9 protein-coding genes are annotated in these 20,569 nt (G+C 42.0%); 7 read left to right on the forward strand and 2 right to left on the reverse strand.

Features of this window, described 5'->3' with window-relative positions; translation table 11 throughout:
* The first annotated feature begins 6 nt into the window (after positions 1–6).
* The 7 genes from E2P86_RS15475 to E2P86_RS15505 all read left to right on the forward strand — a co-directional run bounded on the left by E2P86_RS15475 (position 7) and on the right by E2P86_RS15505 (position 15,819).
* Positions 7–3,423, forward strand: a complete 3,417-nt coding sequence (locus E2P86_RS15475; RefSeq protein WP_085473100.1) for a SusC/RagA family TonB-linked outer membrane protein — start codon at positions 7–9, stop codon at positions 3,421–3,423.
* A 12-nt stretch (positions 3,424–3,435) separates the two neighbouring features.
* Positions 3,436–5,028 (forward strand): SusD/RagB family nutrient-binding outer membrane lipoprotein, encoded by a 1,593-nt coding sequence (locus E2P86_RS15480; RefSeq protein ID WP_134433684.1) that lies wholly within the window; start codon positions 3,436–3,438, stop codon positions 5,026–5,028.
* A 620-nt stretch (positions 5,029–5,648) separates the two neighbouring features.
* Entirely contained in the window at positions 5,649–8,915 is a 3,267-nt protein-coding gene (locus tag E2P86_RS15485) for a SusC/RagA family TonB-linked outer membrane protein (RefSeq protein ID WP_159451839.1), read from the forward strand.
* A 19-nt stretch (positions 8,916–8,934) separates the two neighbouring features.
* A complete protein-coding gene (locus E2P86_RS15490; protein WP_085473103.1) occupies positions 8,935–10,632 on the forward strand; it encodes a SusD/RagB family nutrient-binding outer membrane lipoprotein in 1,698 nt (565 codons plus the stop codon).
* 95 nt (positions 10,633–10,727) lie between these two features.
* Positions 10,728–13,274 (forward strand): carboxylesterase family protein, encoded by a 2,547-nt coding sequence (locus E2P86_RS15495; protein ID WP_134433685.1) that lies wholly within the window; start codon positions 10,728–10,730, stop codon positions 13,272–13,274.
* A gap of 37 nt (positions 13,275–13,311) precedes the next feature.
* The gene (locus E2P86_RS15500; RefSeq protein WP_134433686.1) at positions 13,312–14,748 is read left to right on the forward strand and encodes an alpha-L-fucosidase; all 1,437 of its coding nucleotides are present in this window, start codon (positions 13,312–13,314) and stop codon (positions 14,746–14,748) included.
* 15 nt (positions 14,749–14,763) lie between these two features.
* Positions 14,764–15,819, forward strand: coding sequence for a sialidase family protein (locus tag E2P86_RS15505; protein ID WP_134433687.1), 1,056 nt, complete (start codon positions 14,764–14,766; stop codon positions 15,817–15,819).
* A gap of 52 nt (positions 15,820–15,871) precedes the next feature.
* On the opposite strand, the gene E2P86_RS15510 is transcribed toward E2P86_RS15505, so the two are convergent.
* The gene (locus E2P86_RS15510) at positions 15,872–18,247 is read right to left on the reverse strand and encodes a glycoside hydrolase family 3 N-terminal domain-containing protein (protein WP_134433688.1); all 2,376 of its coding nucleotides are present in this window, start codon (positions 18,245–18,247) and stop codon (positions 15,872–15,874) included.
* A gap of 24 nt (positions 18,248–18,271) precedes the next feature.
* Positions 18,272–20,542, reverse strand: coding sequence for a GH92 family glycosyl hydrolase (locus E2P86_RS15515; RefSeq protein ID WP_085473107.1), 2,271 nt, complete (start codon positions 20,540–20,542; stop codon positions 18,272–18,274).
* Positions 20,543–20,569: the final 27 nt, after the last annotated feature.

Raw genomic sequence — 20,569 nt, forward strand, 5'->3', positions numbered from 1 at the left:
AAAACAATGAGCAAGATTTACAAACATTGTTGCACCTTAACGCTGCTTATGCTGCTCAGCATTTCAACGTTATTTGCACAGCAATCTGTTACCGGGAGAGTAACAGACGCTAGCGTTCCTCTTTCGGGCGCAACCATCTCTGTAGTAGGAACTACAAGATCTACACAAACTGATGCAACCGGTAGCTTTACGCTACAAGTAGCCAAAGGAGAGAGATTACGCTTTACCATGATTGGATATGCTTCAAAAGAAGTCCTGGTAGGCGACACGAAGACAATTGATGTGCAGCTATCGGCTAATGAGGGAACCATTGACGAAGTTATTGTGACAGCCATGGGTATCAAACGAGACGCTAAATCATTGGGTTACTCCGCACAAAAAGTAAGTGCTGATGAAATTATGAAAGCATCACCTCCAGACCTGACATCCGGTTTGATGGGAAAATCTGCCGGATTAAATATAACCAGCTCTAACGGTGTACAGGGTAATTCCCAACGGGTCGTTATTCGGGGTAACAATAGTATCCTTGGAAACAACCAGGCGCTAATTGTTGTGGACGGTATCCAAATAGATAATAGCCCTCTTGGTGGACAACAGTCCAGTGTTGGCAAAGAAAGTCTTGAGAACCAAAAAGATTGGGGTTCTTTTATGAACTCCCTAAATCCTGATGACATCCAAGAAGTTTCTGTACTGAAAGGTGCTACGGCAGCGGCTCTTTACGGTTCCCGTGGCGCAAACGGTGTCATTTTGATTACAACGAAAAAGGGTGAAAACAGAAAAGGCTTAGGAATTGACTATAACTTCAGCACGTTGTTTTCTGATCCATTTAGATTTTCAGAGGTTCAAAATTCATACGGGATGGGATTAGCCCGCGACATGTGGAGCGCCAATAAAACCTTCCGTAAAACAGATACCGGAAAAGATCGTTTCCCTGACCCTTGGGTTGATCTTTATGCCGACATCCCTGGCGGATATCAAGCATATGAGTTATTTAGTTGGTTCGGTCGTGGTGTTTCATGGGGCCCTAAACTAGAAGGACAAGAGATTGTATGGTGGGATGGTGAGGTTCGAAAGTGGGAACCACAACCTGATAACAGAAAAGCATTCTATAGAACTGGAAACACCAGTACACATAATGCTTCTTTCAGCAAAAGTGGAGATTTTGGTAGCATCCGTTTTGGTTACACTAGATTAGACAATACAGCTATCTTAAAAAATAGCGATTACCAACAAAATAATTTCAGTTTAGGGTCTAATGTAAATATCTCAAAGAGACTTAAATCCGAAATTTCTGTGAGTTACAACGATTATAATAGAAAAAATGCGCCTGACCTCGGCCAAGACTTTAGTTGGGGTACCTTTTCTATTTATAATATGTCCCGAGAATATCGTCCTATAGAATTCGATATGTACAAAAATGAAGATGGAAGCAAAGCTAACCTGGTAGGTTTATCCGCTATTGGAGCATACCCGTATCAAAACAATTACAATCAGCATCTATTCTGGCATTTATTGGAACAAAACCAATACATGAAACGAAACCAACTCTTAGGTACCGCTAAACTTACTGCGGAAGTAACAGACTGGTTGAACTTAACCGGACGTGCCTCTTTAGTAAATGCCAACACAACGGTTGAGAGTAAATACACACCTACCGATGCCGCAGGCCTCCAAGGACAGTATGGACTAGAAACTATTAAAAACCAAGATGTGAACCTAGAAGCTTTTGGTACCCTACATAAAGATAGACTTTTTGATAGCGATTTTTCAGGAAGCCTACTCCTAGGTGCTAGTTCACTCCGCAGTAGAATGCATAACGTTAGCGCATGGAATAGTGGTGAAAAAGATGCAACCTATGGTCAATCCAGTAATTATCCATGGATCGTTCCTAATAAATATTATTTAGCAAATACCTCTTACCAAGGACTTCAATCTCTACCTATTGAAAATAGAGCCGATTACAACATCAATTCGGTCTTTGGTATCTTAGATCTTTCATATAAAAACTTCTTGTTCCTTCAGGTTACAGGAAGAAATGACTGGTCATCAACCTTGCCGCTTAAGAATGCTTCCTATTTCTATCCTTCCACTAGCTTAAGTTTTGTCTTCACAGACGCTTTTCAAGGATTAAAGACGGATTGGTTTAATTTTGGTAAGTTGAAAGCGTCCTACGCCGGTAGTGCAAATGGTACCGATCCTTATCTTGCCTACTATACGTATAGTCCTTATATTATTTCTAATTACATCAATGGCCAAGAACCTTCTACTTTTGGAGGTATGCCTGTCAGAAGTTATAAGGATGAGCTTCCACCAGCAGACGAATTAAAACCGCAAAGAAATACATCACAAGAATTTGGTCTTGAACTTGGATTTTTTCAAAACAGACTGGGATTGGAGCTAACTTATTATTCTACGCGTAGCAAAGACCAAATATTATCCAGCTCATTGGCTGGTTCCTCGGGCGCAAAATCCGTAAAATTCAACACGGGAGAACTTAGCAATAAAGGTTTTGAGTTTATTGTTAAAGGATCGCCAATTCGCAATGAAAACTTTAATTGGGATATCGTATTGAACGGAGCACACAACAAAAACAAAGTAATATCATTAGCGGATGGCATCGACATATTCCCATTACAGGATCTATGGGGAAATAACGGCGTTAGAATGTATGTGAAAGCGGGCGAAGAATATGGAACAATATATGGATACGACTACACCTATGTAAACGGGAAGAAAGTGGTAGAGCCTATTCGTGAGAAGAGCGATCCGGTAAACGGTAAAGTTGTTGGCTCTCGTTACGTTACGACAAAAGATTTAGTGCCTATCGGAAATGCTATGCCTAAATTAACTGGAGGTTTAGCAAATACATTCCGGTATAAAAGAATGAGCCTTTATTTCTTGACTGATTTCAGAATAGGTGGTCAGATCTATTCTGCAGACTACGCTGCCTCGATGGCCAATGGTATGGCACCGGAAACACTCTACGAAAGAGATGGAAATGGACTTTCGTACACTTATCCTGACGGAACAACAGCAAATCATGGCGTGATACTAGACGGTGTCTATGCTGATGGAACACCAAACAAAGATGTCGTACATTATATCTATAAATATAGCGGTCAGTATGGGGCTTGGTCGAATGTACCAATGCCGCGCAGCAATGCAATATTCACAAATTCTTGGGCAAAATTACGGGAACTGACTTTCACCTATTCTGTTCCAGGTAAAGTGCTAGACAGAACAGGTTTTATACAAAATCTCGATGTCTCACTTATTGGACGTAACCTATTCTACATCTTCACCACCTTACCAAACAAATTAAATCCAGAAGCAATCAACGGTATTGGTAATGCACAAGGTATACAATGGGCGCAATACCCGGGCACAAGAGAATATGGACTATCGCTAAAAGTTAGATTTTAAAAATTGAACAAGATGAAAAGAAAACATTTAATCTATATAGGAATCCTTTGCTATAGCCTAGTTGGATGTACCAAAGATTTCGTAGAAATCAATACGCCCCCCAAAGATCCGGTAACCGCATCTAACGAGGAGCTATTGAATGGAATTATTAGCTCTCTACCGATGACGGCAGGAGAATATTCAGTTATTAATTCCTGGATTTATCCGATTACGCAACAAGGTGTAGTCGCCGGAAGTCATCATTACAACTTTGATAATGCTAGAGATGGACTGTGGGAAACATATTATCAAGCATTGGCGAGTTACAGGCTGTTGGAAACACGTATAGCAACAGATCCGGTTCCGGCCTCTAAGAATAATCTTCATGCGATGATCAAAACGCTTATGGCGTACCGAACATTCAAAACGACGAATTACTTTGGTAATATTCCATACAGCAAAGCAGGTTTTGCTCCAGCAAAAGATCCGGCAGGTTACAAAGTTAGTTATGACAAACAAGAAGATATATACACGGCGATCTTAACGGACCTAAAATGGGCTGTAGACAATTTCAGTACAGCGGCGGGACAGTATTCTCCGGGTGCATATGATACATTCTTTAAAGGAGATATTACAAAATGGATTAAATTTGCAAATAGTCTTCGACTACAAGTGGCCATCACTATGCATCATAAAAATCCAACCTTGGCAGGACCTCAAATCGTTGAATCCCTCGCGAAACCCTTGTTAGAAAAAGGAGATGATGTCGGACTATGGCCTGCACAAATTCCAGGACTTCAATTTCAGTGGCGCCAATGGTCTTTTGTACAAGACTGTAACTTAAGGCTTGGTAGTACCATGTGGAATTTACTATCCGATAACAACAGTACAGATGGATCAGGTATTTTCGATCTCCGTGCAAGGCTCTTTTTTGAAACCAATGGTACAGATCTATGGGCTCCAATTCCCCAGAATCAAAACCCAATCGTCGAAATAGGTACCCCCTATGATGTGAAGGTTAGAAATAATAGCGGCAATTGGAATAATAAAGGTGGAAACCATTACTCCGCATTTAATTTAAACTTTGCTAATGATATTGAATATATTCCTGAGCTGATTCTTACCGCGGCGCAAGTATATTTTCTGAAAGCAGAAGCTTATAATAGAGGCTTGGGCGTTACCGCCAATCAAGCGACCGCTAAAGCGGAGTACGAAAAGGGAGTAGAGTCATCGCTAACGATGTGGAAAAAGGTTGCGTTCAATACATCAAAATGGGTACAGGACAAACCTACTGCAGAAAATTTGAGTACACAAGAATTAAATGATGTACTACAGAATACGAAAGTGGCTTACGTCGTTGGAGATCCAGCCAATTCTTTGCTCAAGATTTATGCGCAATTGTGGATCGATCAATACAGACAACCTTTTGACAGCTGGACATTGTTGCGTCGTACCGGTGGAAAAACACCGATGGCAACCCTGAATGCATCAAACTACACCAATACATATGGTTCATTAAATCGCTTCCGGTATCCGGATAATGAACAAAGCTATAACAATGAAAATTGGAAAGCAGAGACGGGAAGTTCAGATCTGAATAGCAAAAAAATCTGGATTCAACCATAACGTTAAATAGAAACAAAGAAGAGGAGGCACAACAGGCCTCCTCTTTTGCGTTAATTACTCCCTTAACAGCGGTAAAACTTAGCTTGAATGAGAGGTTTGTACAACCAAAAATGGCATCAATCTTCAAATACTTTTTAAAAAAATAAACGATATTTTAAAAAGAAACATAAAGTTTAAAATTATTTTAAAAAGAGTTTGCAGGTTAATACGTTAATATATAATTTAGTAACACTAAAATCACTTTTTAATAAAAAGAATAGGTGTATTTGGTAATACTAACGAATTAAGAGTAACAGATTATTAACGTGCTAAAACGATTGACTAATCACAATCTAGAAATGAATTATTTCTTTGTTTCTATAGCGCCTAATAAGCTAAATCCATTTTTATAAGATTATTAACAATTATGTATTATGAAGAAAGGAATAGATAGAACAATATAAACCAAACTCCGCAACCCTTTCGGGTTATTTAAACAACAACAAAGCAGAAGTATTGACATCACATATGGTACACTGAACAGATCTTTTCACGATTCATCAAATACCTAATGTTTAATCGCTTCATCACTAACAACTAAAACAAAAAAAATGAGAGAAATCTACAAAAAGTATTGTGTCATGATACTTTTATTCCTCGGTGGTCTTTCTGTTGCGTTTGCACAAGAATCGATTACAGGAAAAGTAACAGATGGTAACGGGCCATTAGCTGGCGTAACCGTCACTATATCGGGTACTACTCGTGGCACTTCAACCGATGCAGAGGGTAACTTTGACATCCAAGCAACAAGAGGGCAAAAATTAAAATTCACATTGATCGGCTATACACCACAAGAGTTTACTATTGATGGCAGCAAGATCAATGTTCTGATGACGACGGGAGCGAATGCCATCAACGAGATCGTTGTAACCGGTCTCGGAGAGTCTAGAGATAAAAGTAAACTTGGTTACGCTATGACTCAGGTCACTGGAGAAGATATTCGTAAAACTAATGCAGTGAATCCTATCGCGGCCTTACAGGGAATGGTCCCGGGTATGCAGGTGAATGTTGGTACGGGAGGACCACAGGCTACTCCTCGTTTCTTAATTCGTGGTGCCGGTTCTTTAAATTCATTCGGGAACACACCACTTATTGTCGTAGATGGACTAATTATGGATGACGAAGTCGTTCTACCAAATAGAGGTGGCGAACAAGACTTTGGTAATATTCTAAAAAACTTCAATCTTGATGATATCGAATCTATTTCGGTACTTAATGGAGGTTCCGTTACAGCACTATATGGTAGCCGTGCTAGTGGGGGTGTCATCATGATTACAACCAAAAAAGGATATTCACAACGTGGTATCGGTATTTCCTTAACGCATACACAAGGCTTTGAAGATCCGTATGCAACAGCTAAATTCCAAGATAAATATGGAACAGGAACAAGTCCATCTGCTGTTTATCCGAAAGGTCAAGACGGCATCGAAGATATCCCTGCAAACGTATTTGGTTATAGCTTCGGACCTGAATTTGATGGACGTCTAGTCCGTGATCCGGGAGGTCACATTATGAAGTTCCAACCTAATGCAGATGTCCTTAAACTATATGAAACAGGACAATACCGTAATTCCAACTTAGCATTATCCGGTGGAAATGAGCAAACGACTTTCCGTCTATCCTATTCCAATAGCGGTGCTAAAGGAACTTCGCCTAATAATAAATTTGACAGAAATAGTATTGCTTTACGTGCGACACATCGTATCCGCAACGCCCTCATCGTTGATGCTGGTGCAACTTATGTAGGTAGTGTCGGCCTTAACCCCAACAGAGCATTTGGTGATAATAGCATTATGTATGGACTAACATGGGGCATGCCTCGTGAATACGATATGATGCATTGGAAATCACAATATCTTGATGCCGTCAATGGGGGTACTAGTAACTTAGATCCTGCCGGAGTACAAGGTCTTTATTTTCGTTTATATGAAAACGAACAAAAACAAAAAGAGCAAAACTTCAGAGGTAATGTAAATGCAAAAATTAACTTTACTGACTGGCTTCAAATGGAGAATTTGTTCACGGTAAACCTTTTAACCACAGCTAATGACCAGCTTACACGTGGACAAGAAAGAAACTTCAACGGTGGTCGCTACTATACAAGCAATTCAAGAATTCTTCAAACAAGATACCACAGTAACTTAAATGTACGTAAAAACTTCAACGACTTCGAAGTAACCTTCTTAGCGGGAGCCGAGATCAACCGTACAGAAGGAAAGGGAATGGAAGCCAACACAAACGGTATGCGAATTCCAGATATCTTCCGTCTTTCTAACACAGCAGGTCCAATTGGTTACACAGAGAATAAACCTCGAATCAAACAGGGTTTTTCATTGCTTTTCCAAGGAGCAATGACGTATAAAAATACCCTGACATTGAATGTTTACGGTCGAAACGATTGGGATTCCTCCCTATTGTATCCTGATGGTCATGGTAAGTATTCCTACTTCTATCCAGGGATGGATGCCGCATGGACCTTCCACGAAGATCTAAACTTACCTTCTCTATTCACGTTTGCTAAAGCACGTTTTTCTTACAATATCGTAGGTAAAGGAACAAGTGTTTATAATGCAATGACGGGCTACTATCTACCGCGTGGTAACTACAACAGTTTAAGCAACGGGGAACTTACTCGTTACGGCTTTGATTCAAATAAACTTGGAAATGCAAATTTAGTTCCAGAAAGAAGCTCCACTTGGGAAACCGGCCTGGACTTAAAAATGTTTGAAAATCGCTTTGGTGTGAACTTCACATATTATCAAAAAAACACCAAAGATCAAATTATCGACCTTCCAGTATCGTATGAATCGGGCGTAAGCAGCGCATTGATTAACAGCGGAAATATCAGAAACCGTGGTATTGAAGCACGTATTTTTGGAACACCAATTAAAAAGGATAACTTCTCATGGGATGTTGCGTTCAACTATACCCGCAACAGAAGTAAAATCTTATCATTGGCACCGGGTGTTACCGTTTCTTCTTTAGAAGGTGACGATGGTATCCGTACAATTGCAGAAGTTGGTGGTGAATATGGCATTATGGTTGCAAATTATGGCTATGCTCGTTTCCAAGCTCGCGATGGTAGTGGTGCGCCAATTGACCATGTTAACAATGGTAAATATGTAATGGCAACAAATGGTACAGCTGGTTATTTCATTCGTTCAGGAAATTATGGCCAAGGACTAGAACGTGAAGTTAGAATCGGTTCTACCCAACCAAAATTCCTAGGAAGTATTGTTAATACTTTTAACTACAAAGCTTTTACACTAAGCTTTATGCTTGACTCTAAGTTTGGAGGTTTTGTATACTCTCCAACCTATAACTATGGTTCGCAAACCGGACAAATGGCAAACACACTTTGGGGAAGAAAAGGTGAAGAGGGAAGTGTAAAATACACGGATGCGAATGGTAATGAAGCTTGGGGGATTATTCCTGACGCTGTATTCGCGCAAGGATCTAAAGGAACCGGTGGTGTAGATATTGGTGGTATGACGTATCAAGAAGCTGTGGACAAAGGATACAGAACACCTGTAAGCGCTTACTCATACTACGCAAACTCCCACAGTTGGGCTAACGGTATTCGTGAAAGAGCTGCTTTCGAATCTTCTTGGATTATGCTAAGAGATGTCTCCGTAAGCTTTGATATTCCGAGAGAGACTGCCTCCAAACTTAAATTAAATAATCTTCGTTTAACCTTAACAGGAAGAAATCTAGGTTATCTATACAATAGTCTTCCTGATAGATTAAACCCTGAAGACCTGGTAAGTACTGGTGCCGGAGCAGCATTCCTTGGAGGTGGAACTCCTATGACAAGAAGCTTTGCCTTTACGATAAATACTAATTTTTAATTGACATAGTACAATCTTTATGAAAAGATATTATAGATATATAGCATACGCCCTGTTGGCATCCTCATTGGGGACATCCATGATAAGTTGCAGCAGAGAAGATTTTGCAGAATATAACACCGATCCGGATGCGGTAATGAATCCTGCAATCCAACCTTTGTTTACTCAAGCTTTAACTTCGGTTCACGATACAGATTTTGAAGCTTTTTACGACAACTACAACTTCCTAAGTCGCTGGTCACGCACTTTTCTACAACGAACAGGTAATAGCGTAACGCTAGGTGAAAACGCGGCAAATACAAACCAACGATATAGTAGGTTTTATACCGGAGTAGGTCCCTTGTTAGTGGATATACAAAAGATGGTAGATAAAATGCCTGAAGCTGAGAAAGCTAGACATATATACATCCGTACATTGCCGACTATTGTAAAGGTATACTTTGCCTGGTATGTTTCCGACACGAACGGTAGTATCCCGTACTCGGAGGCTTTTCAAGCACGTTATGGAGGTACGATGACTCCTAAATACGATACCCAAGACGAACTATTTGCAACATTTGACCGTGAACTAAAAGAGGCCGTTACAATCTTACAAACGAAACAACCCGTAGATCAAGTTTCATATGGAACGAGCGACATTTATTTCCAAGGTAATATTACCAAATGGATTAAAGCTGCAAACTCCCTACGCTTACAGATTGCATTACGCCTCTCTAAAAGGGATCCACAACGTATGGCAACTATCGTTAAAGAGGTTCTTGCGGACAAAGATGGCGTTATAAACAGTGCAGCTGAACAGTGGGTATTCTACCCTGGTGCACGATTCACTGAGGGAGGGAACTGGAATATCACAGGTAATGGCCGCGCTTTCGTTGGAGATCATGATGTCGTAAACTACATGTGGAAGAATAACGATCCTAGACTTCGCTTTTTCTTTGTAAAAAATATGTGGAGTGAGGAAAATTTTGCTGCAGCCAAAGCACAGGGTAAAATTCCGGCAACAGCGGTATTTGATCAACGTCGCTATTACGGTCAGTTCTCTAGCCCAGATTCGCAAAAAGATCCCGCAAAATCCCGTTTCTTTGCGCCAATTCAGATTAAAAATGGCGATGCAAACGTTACGCTAGACACCGTATCTCGAATTCAGGATCGCTTATTCCAACCAGAAAACAATGGTGGATCAGGTTTGGGTACTATGCCAATTATCACCTATGCTGATATCTGTTTCATCCGTGCCGAACTAGCTCAACGTGGTGTCACTAGCGAAAATGCAGAAGAATGGTATTACAAAGGTATCGAAGCTTCTTTAAGATTCTATGATGACGTGGCAAAAAGAGCCGTAATATACGATTACACTGCCCTTACCGATACAGAAATCGAAAACTTCAAGAAACAGCCTAGCATTGTTTATTCTTCGGCAAAAGGCCTCGAACAAATCGTTATGCAGTCTTACTTGAATTTCTTCCGAAACTTCAATGAAGCTTGGGCAATTGTAAAACGTACTGGCATGCCGAATAAAAATACGGCCATTGCTTTCGAAGATTGGTCTGTTGATAATGCTCCTATCGAAATGCCTAGACGTTACGTAATCAATTATCCACTTACAGGAGACTACAATTACAGCAATAAGCAAAAAGCAGTCGAAGACATGGTCAAAGATCCAGATTTTGGAGCACCGACTAATATATCCGGTCGCATTTGGTGGGATAAAAAATAAAACCTTTAAACATCGCAGCAATCTCGTAAAGGGGTTGCTGCTTTTGTTTATATAATAATCCTTTAAAAGTTTAAAGCACACATAATCTGTCTCTCATGAAGCGCATTACTTTCAATTTATTTCGAAAATACCTTACACGATTAGCCGTATATTTCTTTTCTATTATCAGTGTTGCATACGCACAACGTGTTCATCAATTCACAGAAGGTCTATATCTAGAAACACCATATTCCTACGGCCGCGAAGCGGTCTATTCCGATGAATTTCTTTGGGGATACTACAATGCAAAAACAACCACCCCCAAGGGGGGGGCACCCGGACTGGTTGGCACAAATGAAGCAAAATGGACGGCGATCCAAACAGATACCTCAGGTTTCTTTCGACCGCAACGAACCACTGCTGGAAATTTATCATCGCCCAATAATCCACCTGGACCAGGCCGCATTGCCACCGCTTCAGCCCCCACTAGGAATACACCACAGCAGTATCGTGGCCCAAGATCCACGTATCTGTATCTTACCTATCAATCCGAAAAAGAGCAAGCAGCAATACTCAATATAAGAGGTAATAGTGCTGTTCTCGTTAATGGAGAACTCCATACTGGCGACCCTTATCGTATGGGATGGATGCATCTTCCTATACAGTTAAAAAAAGGACATAACGAATTTTATGTCCGTGGTTTATTTATTGCCGCAAACTTAACCTTTCCGACAAAAAAAATCAGCCTATCCACGGATGACCTTACAATCCCGGATATCATACAAACAGAAGACAACAGCCACCTTCAACTTGGGGTGATCATTATAAACAACACAAAAAACAACATTAACGATTTAACCCTACGCACAACAACAGCAGGCCGTGTGCGCACTACATCCCTCCCAACGGTATTAGCTAACAGCACGCGAAAAGTTGCGACCAACCTTGATGCCTCCGCTGTGACTAACACCGGAGATGCTATTACATACCTACAATTATTTCAGGGAGATAAACCAATTGATCAAAGTGAAATCAAATTACGAAGCATCTCCAATACAACCTCTTACAGAAAAACCTTCGTCAGTGCAATTGACAATAGCTTACAATATTATGCTGTTACGCCAGCGCAAGGTGGAATAAAAGAAAACCAAGCCTTATTTTTCTCGGTACACGGCGCTGGTGTGGAAGCGTTGGGACAAGCACAAGCCTACGAGGCAAAGGAATGGGGCACGCTGGTCGCCCCCACAAATCGTCGTCCACGTGGTTTCAACTGGGAGGATTGGGGTCGACTAGACGCATTAGAAGTACTTGACATCGCAAAAAGAACATTACAGCCCAATCCTTATGAAATCTATTTAACAGGGCATTCCATGGGCGGACATGGAACCTGGTTCCTGGGCGCAACCTACCCCGATAAGTGGGCCGCAATTGCGCCTTGCGCCGGATATCCAACACTCAAAGGCTATGGATCAGCCGATGGTCTTGTTCCAGACAAAAGTGATAACCCGATCGAGCAAACGTTGATTCGCTCCAGCAATCAAAGTGATGTGATTAGCTATGCTTCCAACTATAAAAATCTAGGTGTATATGTCTTGCATGGGGACGCAGATCGAACTGTCTCCGTTGATTATGCCCGACAAATGAGATCGGTACTTAGCCAATTTCATCCCGACTTCAGCTATTATGAGTATCCGGGCGGATCACATTGGTATAGTAACGAAAGTGTCGATTGGAAACCACTTTTCGATTACTTCAAATGGCATAAACGAAAAGTCAGTAATGAAGTCAATGAAATAGATTTCAAAACGGCCAATCCCGGGATCTCAGCGTCCTACTACTGGACCACAATCTATCAACAAATAGAGCCCCTAGCCTATTCGCATCTACAATTACAGCGGGATCTCAAGCAAAATACGATTACGGGACAAACAAAAAACATAGAAACAATTTCTCTTAATTTGAATGACTTTTCTGTTGGCAGTTCGATAAACATCACGTTAGACAGTTTAAATACAATTGTACATACACGTAAAGACACCGATAGTTTAATTTTTATCCGTAAACAAATGAACCAATGGGTAGCGGTACCTCCACTATCCTTATCCGAGAAAGGCCCACATCGCAATGGGACATTCAAAGAGGCCTTCAATCATGGCATGATTTACGTTTACGGGACTAATGGTTCAGCAGCAGAAAACGCGTGGGCACTAGAAAAATGCCGTTACGATTTAGAATCTTGGTATTATCGGGGTAACGGTTCATTCGACATCGTTGCTGATAAAGATTTCGACAAAGAAAAGTACAAAAATCAGAATATCATCCTGATCGGCAATTCAAAAACAAATACCATGTGGCAGAGCTTTCTTTCTGATTGTCCAATTACAATTACACCCGGACAGGCAAAAATTGGTTCGAAAACCTTTAATGGTACAGAAATTGGCGGTTACTTCGTCTGGAAACAAAAAGATAACCCTACACTTTCTGTTGGCGTCATTACTGGTACAGGCATCCGTGGAATGAAAGCTGCCACAGCAAATCAGTATTTTGCTGGAGCTAGTGGATTCCCTGATTTTATGTTCTTTAATTTGGACATGTTAACCCAAAAATCAGCAGGTCTTTTAGATGCAGGGTTCTACACAAACGAATGGAATATCTTAAATTAACTGATATAAAACATAACGCTTCATATAACAAAAAAACATGCGATCACTATATACCACCATTTTAGCACTTGGTCTTCTATTATCGGAACAACAAGTGTATGCACAAGCCCACAATGTTTCCGCCGGCTATCAAAAACCTGTGGATCCTTTAGTCATTGAGAACCTTGAAAGCTGGCAGGATATGAAGTTCGGTCTTTTTATGCACTGGGGAACATACAGTCAATGGGGCATTGTAGAAAGTTGGAGCCTATGCCCGGAAGATGAAGGCTGGACGCAACGAAAAGCCGAGCATGGAAAAACATATTACGAATACGTAAAAAACTACGAAAACCTACAAACAACATTTAACCCGACAGCATTCAATCCAAAAAAATGGGCCGATGCAGCAAAAGCAGCGGGCATGAAATATGTAGTTTTCACGACAAAGCACCATGACGGCTTCGCCATGTTTGATACACAAGAGTCAGATTATAAAATCACTTCTTCGAAGACACCTTTTTCGAAGAACCCTAAGGCTGACGTTACAAAAGAAATATTCACCACCTTTCGACAAGAGGGCTTTAAGATTGGTGCGTATTTTTCGAAACCAGACTGGCATACCGAATACTATTGGTGGTCGTACTTCCCACCCAAGGATAGAAACGTAAACTACGACCCTGTCAAGTACCCTGAGCGTTGGGATCGATACAAAAAATTCACATTAAACCAGCTCAATGAATTAACATCTAAATACGGCAAGGTCGATATACTTTGGTTAGATGGCGGATGGGTACGTCCTTTTAAAACCATTGATCCTACCGTCGAATGGCAGCGTACAATAAAAGTAGAACAGGACATCGATATGGACAAAATCGGAGCTATGGCACGCAAGAACCAACCGGGTATCATTGTCGTCGATCGAACTGTACCTGGCGAATGGGAAAACTATGTCACACCCGAACAAGCCATTCCAGAACATCCATTGGATATTCCCTGGGAGAGCTGTATTACTATGGGGAATTCTTTTTCATATGTTCCCAATGATGCATACAAACCAACCAAAACAATTGTCGAAACGTTAGTGAAAATCATCTCCAGAGGTGGTAATTACTTGATGAATATAGCACCAGGTCCTACCGGAGATTTCGATCAGGCGGCTTATGATCGCTTAGCTGAATTGTCTTCGTGGATCAAAACAAATGAATCAGCAATTTACAAGACACGTACTATCGCTCCATATCATGACGGAGACTATTACTATACGCGAAGCAAAGACAACAAGACCATTAATGTGTTCCATTTAAGCGAAGGTATACAATATGAGCAACCTAACGTATTTGAGTTTACCGTTCCCGAAGGCTTCCAGGCCAAAGAGATAAAGGTTCTCGGTTACAAGGGAAAAGTTAAATGGAAGCAACAGCAGAACAAAGTGACGATTCAACCGATCCACGGAGCACTCCAATATGCAACTGTTATTCAGCTATCAACACGTTAAAAAAGAGTGACACATATGATAAAGAAAATAGGTTATGGTTTAGCGCTATGTGTTAGTTCATTTTTAGTAAGCACGACAGCTTACGGGCAGCAACCCAAAATAGAGATCGTTAAGCAGGAATTGCTCTTTACGGAAGGAGCACATTTCGCACAATGCCATGCATCTACCATCGAAGAAAACATAGAGGGTCAATTGGTGGCAGCTTGGTTCGCCGGAAGTCACGAAGGACATGCTGATGTGGCGATATGGGGTTCCGTTCGCCAGGGAAACCGCTGGAGTGAACCAACAGTATGGGCAAATGGAAAGACAGCAGACAAAACCCATCCGTGTTGGAATCCCGTATTATTTAGGCCTAAAGTGGCGCATAAAATATACCTCTATTACAAGGTCGGCCCTAACCCTAGAACCTGGTGGGGCATGGTAAAAACATCGGATGATGGCGGACTGTCTTGGTCTGAAGCAAAGCGATTACCAGAAGGGATTCTCGGACCTATAAAAAACAAACCCCTCGAGATACAGGATGGAACCATCCTAGCCCCTTCCAGTGTCGAGTTGACGGAAGATCGATGGGTTGCGCATGTGGAAATCACGAATAAAGAACAACAAATCTGGACCGCCTTTCCCATAGATCAACAATCGGCATTCAACGTCATTCAACCGAGTTTGATTCAGCACCAAGATGGAAGGATACAAGCACTATGTCGCAGCAAAGAAGGCGCAGTCATCAGTTCTTGGTCTCATGACCAAGGGCGCACATGGTCTACCTTAGCCAAAACAAATCTTATCAATCCGAATTCGGCAACAGATGCAATTCGTGTAGACAATTACCTGCTTATGGTTTACAACCCAGATATACCTGGCAAGGACTGGTGGGAAGGACGAACAAAATTGCGCCTTGCTTATTCCTATGATGGGCTTCAATGGGAAGATTTACTTGTACTGGAAGATGAGGAAAAAGGAGAATTTAGTTACCCTACAATCATTCAAGATACAAAAGGCTTTATTCATGTCACCTATACCGATAATAGAAAAAACATAAAACACGTTGTGTTAGCAGCCAACAACGATTAAAAAGTAAAGGGCGAATCATAGATTCGCCCTTTACTTTTTAATATACGCTTCCTTAAAACAGATAATCCTTTTTAAGTTCCAGGATAGCATTAAGCTTGACCGCATCCGATGAAGAACCAACCAATAATTTAAAGCGTCCTTTCTCCGTCTTCCATTGTCCATCCAGCCCCCACAGCTTTAAATCCTCTTTTCCTAAATTAAATGAAAAGGTTTGCTCTTCTCCTTTCTTTATAAACTTTCGTTCAAAAGCTTTCAATTGCGTCACCGGTGTCACTACTGAACTGACCTCATCCACCACATACAACTGCGCGACTTCGTCCCCATCCCGAGCACCTGTATTCTTAACCTGAAAACTAACCGTACAGCTAAAATCATTATCGCCTTCCTTCAAATCCACCAAAATATTGCTGTACGCAAAATCAGTGTAGCTAAGTCCATATCCAAAAGCGTATAGCGGTTTAGCATCTATCTCAATATAGGTATGATGCTTGGGTTTATCATGATTGTAATGTACGGGAAGCTGCCCAATATGACGCGGCACAGAGATTGGCATACGCCCAGCAGGGTTATAATCACCAAACAAGACATCCGCTATAGCAAGACCACCCTCCTGCCCCGGATACCAAGCGTCCAAAATTGCAGGAATATGTGCATCGGCCCAGTTCAAGTTCAGCGGTCTTCCTTTAATGGTAACCAACACAATCGGCTTACCCGTCGCATGAAGCGCTTGCAACAACTTCAATTGGTCGCCCATCAAGTCCAGTGACACCCGGTCGAACCCTTCGCCACTTTCCATATCGCTCAGTACCTTTGCGCCTGTCTCCACATTTGCCGCCCCAGTTGCCTGATAAGAGGTTTTAAAATCACGTGCGCTAGACCCACCCATCACAACAATAACAACTTCAGCTCGTTTTGCAGCCTCAACAGCGGCAGCGATATCGCTTTGGGTCGTATCTCGTATAGCACATCCTTTCACATACTCCACCTGCGTTCCTTTCGACACCAATGCACGTACACCATCCAAAACAGTTTTCACCTTTCCAGTTGCTTGAGGTGCCGTATAATCGCCTAGCTGATTGTACATATTATCCGCGTTCGGACCAATAACAGCCAGACGTTTTATATGTTTAGACAACGGCAAGAGGCCGCCTTCATTTTTTAATAACACAGTCCCTTCACGAGCCACCTGTCTCGCGAGCTCTTGGTGTGCTGTTGTAGCGACTTTCTTATCCACGAGGTTTTCATCCACAAAGGGTTTGTCGAATAAACCAAGGGCAAATTTTTGGTATAAAACCCGTGCTACTGCTTGATCTAAAACAGATCTATCAACTAGACCTTGCTGCACAGCATCCAACAAATTCTGACCGTAACCAGAGCCACTCAAATCTACATCCAAGCCAGCTGTTATACTCTGTGCTGCCCCTTCAACGCCATTTATTGCCGTAGAGTGCCCCCCCGACAATCCAGAGATACTCAACAAATCCGAAACTACAAATCCTTGGAATCCCCACTGCTTACGTAACACGTCATTCAATAGCCATGCATTCGAAGAACAAGGAACACCGTCAATGGAGTTGTATGCTGTCATCACCGATCCTGCTCCCGCTTTTACCGCCTTCTGAAAAGGTGGTAAAAAGTGATGCCGCAACGCTCGTTCGCCTACCGAAATGCTTCCGCCATTGTGTCCTCCATCTGGGGCACCATAGGCCACAAAATGTTTTAAGGTTGCAATAATACGATCCGGCTCACCGATCCGCTCTCCTTGAAAACCACGCACCATCGCCTGTCCCATTTGGCCTATTAAATATGGATCTTCGCCGTACGACTCTTCCGTCCGAGACCAGCGAGCATCCCGTGCCAAATCCAAGACAGGACCATAACCATTTTTACCACCAACGGCCGATGTTTCACGTGCTATCGCCGTGGCCATATCACCAATCAAACGTGGATTCCAGGTACTGGCTTGTCCAATGGCTGTAGGAAATACTGTAGCACCAATCGCCATATGCCCGTGAGGAGCTTCTTCCGACAAAAGCAACGGGATTCCCAAACGCGTACTATCCAACATAAACCGTTGTATAGCATTGGTCGCTTTAGCCGCTTCACGTGGAGATAAACCATTATCTAACGTTTTTTGCGTCCACGGATCGGCTCTTAAAGTAGCCCATAATAAACCAATATGTTGCTTTTTTACTGCATCTTTTAACTTTTGACTTACCCGTATTCCACGCGTGTCCTTCTCATACATCTCCCAGCCCAATAATTTGGATAACTGACCGACCTTTTCCTCTACCGTCATACGCGATAAAAGATCAACAACACGATCCTCAATAGGCAGTTTCGCATTCTTATAAGGCAACACCTGTGCTTGGAGACCTAGCGTCGTCCCGTATAGCATCCCGGCTAGTATTACATATTTTATCTTCATCGTCTTTTATACCTATAAGTTAAACTACTGCACAGATTGTGGTCTATTGGCCTTTTCTACACCAAAAGTCGGAGATGGTTTGTCCCCCATCTCGAACTCCAATTTACCACCTTTACAGATATCTTCGTAACTAATATAAGATTTGTTGTATGGTTCACCGTTAAGCTTTACCGATTGTATATACTTGTTTGTAGCACTATTGTTATGAGCCAAAACCACAAGAGACTTTCCTTCACCCAGACGAATAGTTGCCTCTGTAAAAAGTGGACTACCAAAAACAAATGGACCACCCGCAGGAGAAACCTGATAAAAGCCCAAAGAAGACAAGACATACCAAGCAGACATCTGTCCCACATCCTCATTTCCAGACAAACCATCTACCTTATCCGTATACATCGTTCCCAAAACCTGTCTCACTCGGTCAGCAGCTTTCCACGGTTGACCTGCATAAGAATACATATAGATCACATGATGGCTCGGTTCATTGCCATGCGCATATTGCCCAATCAGACCACTAATATCCGGAGAAGCATGTTCCCCAAGATCTCCCTCTACGACAAACAAAGAGTCCAATTTTTGCACAAAAGCAGCTTCACTACCAAATAGATCGATAAAACCTTGCACGTTGTGTGGCACCAACCAGGTGTACTGCCAAGCATTGCCTTCCGTATAATCATTCGCTAAATGAGCCGAGTGAAAAGGATCAAATGGCCCTGGTCTAAACTTTCCATTAGCATCTATACCTCTTAAAAACTGTAGTTCTTTATCAAAATAATGCACAAAGGAATTACTACGTTTTATAAAATATTGATAATCTTCTTGTGCGCCACGTAATTTAGCGACCTGCGCCAAACACCAATCAGCAATCGCAAACTCTAACCCTTTCGCAACCGACTCTACCTTTTCCTTATCATACGGAACATAGCCGTATTGTTTGTACCAGTTTAAGCCTCGATCATCTTTCATAGCCGACACTTTCATGGCTTCATAGGCTAGGTCCTTATCAAATCCTTCTACACCTTTCAGGTAGGCATCAGCCACCACAATAATCCCAGGGTTTCCAACCATACAGTCCGTTTCGTTGCCAACCAAATGCCATACCGGAAGCTTTCCTTGTTCTTGATAGATGCGAAGCATGCTATTAATCATATCCGGCAATCGGTCTTGATGGATCAAACTCATCAAAGGATGTGCAGCACGATACGTATCCCATAGTGAAAAAGTAGTATAATTATTTCCTTTAGCTAATTTATGAGGCTTAAAGTCTGACCCCATATACGCTCCATTGACATCATTGAAAAGCGAAGGTGCAATCATCGTATGATAAAGTGCCGTATAAAAAACTTTACGCGCAGTCGTATCATCGGTCTTGATGGCAATCTTACTAAGTTCCGCATTCCAAGCCTCGTCGGCAGCAAGTTGTGTCGCTTCAAAATTCCAATCTGGTAGTTCACTATCCATATTCAATTTTGCATTCTCGATACTGACAGGAGATAAGGCGACCTTAACAAGCACCTCCGACCGGCCCTTGTCTTCCTCGCCGAAACGTAACTCACCGTATGTCCTAGTTCCTGTAATACTATTCCCGGTCTTATTGACCGTGCTATCCGCAAGCTGATAACTTTTAATTGGTTTGGAGAAAGTAGCCGTAAAATAAATTTTTTGATTTTTGGCCCATCCCATAGAATAACGATACCCCGAAACCACGGTATCATTCTCGACTATAAGGTGCCCTTCTTTTTCGCCTTCCCAACCAATACCCGCGTCCAAGTTGATCAATACTTTAGGTTCTTGTTTCGCCGCATAATTGTACTTATGAAAACCTACACGCGCTGTACTGGTCAACGCGACATCCACATCGAAACGATCCAGATGAACCGCATAATAACCTGGCTTTACACGCTCTGTTTCCCTCCGAAACAAGGAATAAGCTCCTGTTTTTTCGTCGCCATGCACCCCTCGGTCATACCGGACGTCTCCCGTAAAAGGAAGAAATACCACATCCCCCAAGTCGCCAATCCCCGTACCGCTAAGGTGTTGATGTGCAAAGCCCATGATCGTAGAATCCGAAATATGGTAGCCAGAAACCCAATCCCAACCGGTAGAAATATTGGACGGACCAAGTTGCACGGCACCATACGGTACATTTGCACCCACAAAAACGTGCCCATGCCCGCCAGTGCCAATATATGGATCGACATATTGCGTAAACGAGTCGGCGTTATTTGTCCCCTGCTGGAGTCCGCATGAGCTGGCCAAAAACAAAAGTGAACCGCCTATAAAAAGTTTAGTCATAACTGAATTATAAAGTCTAGTATTCGG

Origin of the sequence: Sphingobacterium psychroaquaticum, assembly GCF_004421025.1 — a bacterium.
GTDB lineage: Bacteria > Bacteroidota > Bacteroidia > Sphingobacteriales > Sphingobacteriaceae > Sphingobacterium > Sphingobacterium psychroaquaticum.

Bases quoted from the DNA above. Each gene is read 5' to 3' on its own strand.
- E2P86_RS15515 (WP_085473107.1), bottom strand. From the start codon at position 20,542: ATGACTAAACTTTTTATAGGCGGTTCACTTTTGTTTTTGGCCAGCTCA.
- E2P86_RS15475 (WP_085473100.1), top strand. From the start codon at position 7: ATGAGCAAGATTTACAAACATTGTTGCACCTTAACGCTGCTTATGCTG.
- E2P86_RS15500 (WP_134433686.1), top strand. From the start codon at position 13,312: ATGCGATCACTATATACCACCATTTTAGCACTTGGTCTTCTATTATCG.
- E2P86_RS15495 (WP_134433685.1), top strand. From the start codon at position 10,728: ATGAAGCGCATTACTTTCAATTTATTTCGAAAATACCTTACACGATTA.
- E2P86_RS15485 (WP_159451839.1), top strand. From the start codon at position 5,649: ATGATACTTTTATTCCTCGGTGGTCTTTCTGTTGCGTTTGCACAAGAA.
- E2P86_RS15480 (WP_134433684.1), top strand. From the start codon at position 3,436: ATGAAAAGAAAACATTTAATCTATATAGGAATCCTTTGCTATAGCCTA.
- E2P86_RS15490 (WP_085473103.1), top strand. From the start codon at position 8,935: ATGAAAAGATATTATAGATATATAGCATACGCCCTGTTGGCATCCTCA.
- E2P86_RS15510 (WP_134433688.1), bottom strand. From the start codon at position 18,247: ATGAAGATAAAATATGTAATACTAGCCGGGATGCTATACGGGACGACG.
- E2P86_RS15505 (WP_134433687.1), top strand. From the start codon at position 14,764: ATGATAAAGAAAATAGGTTATGGTTTAGCGCTATGTGTTAGTTCATTT.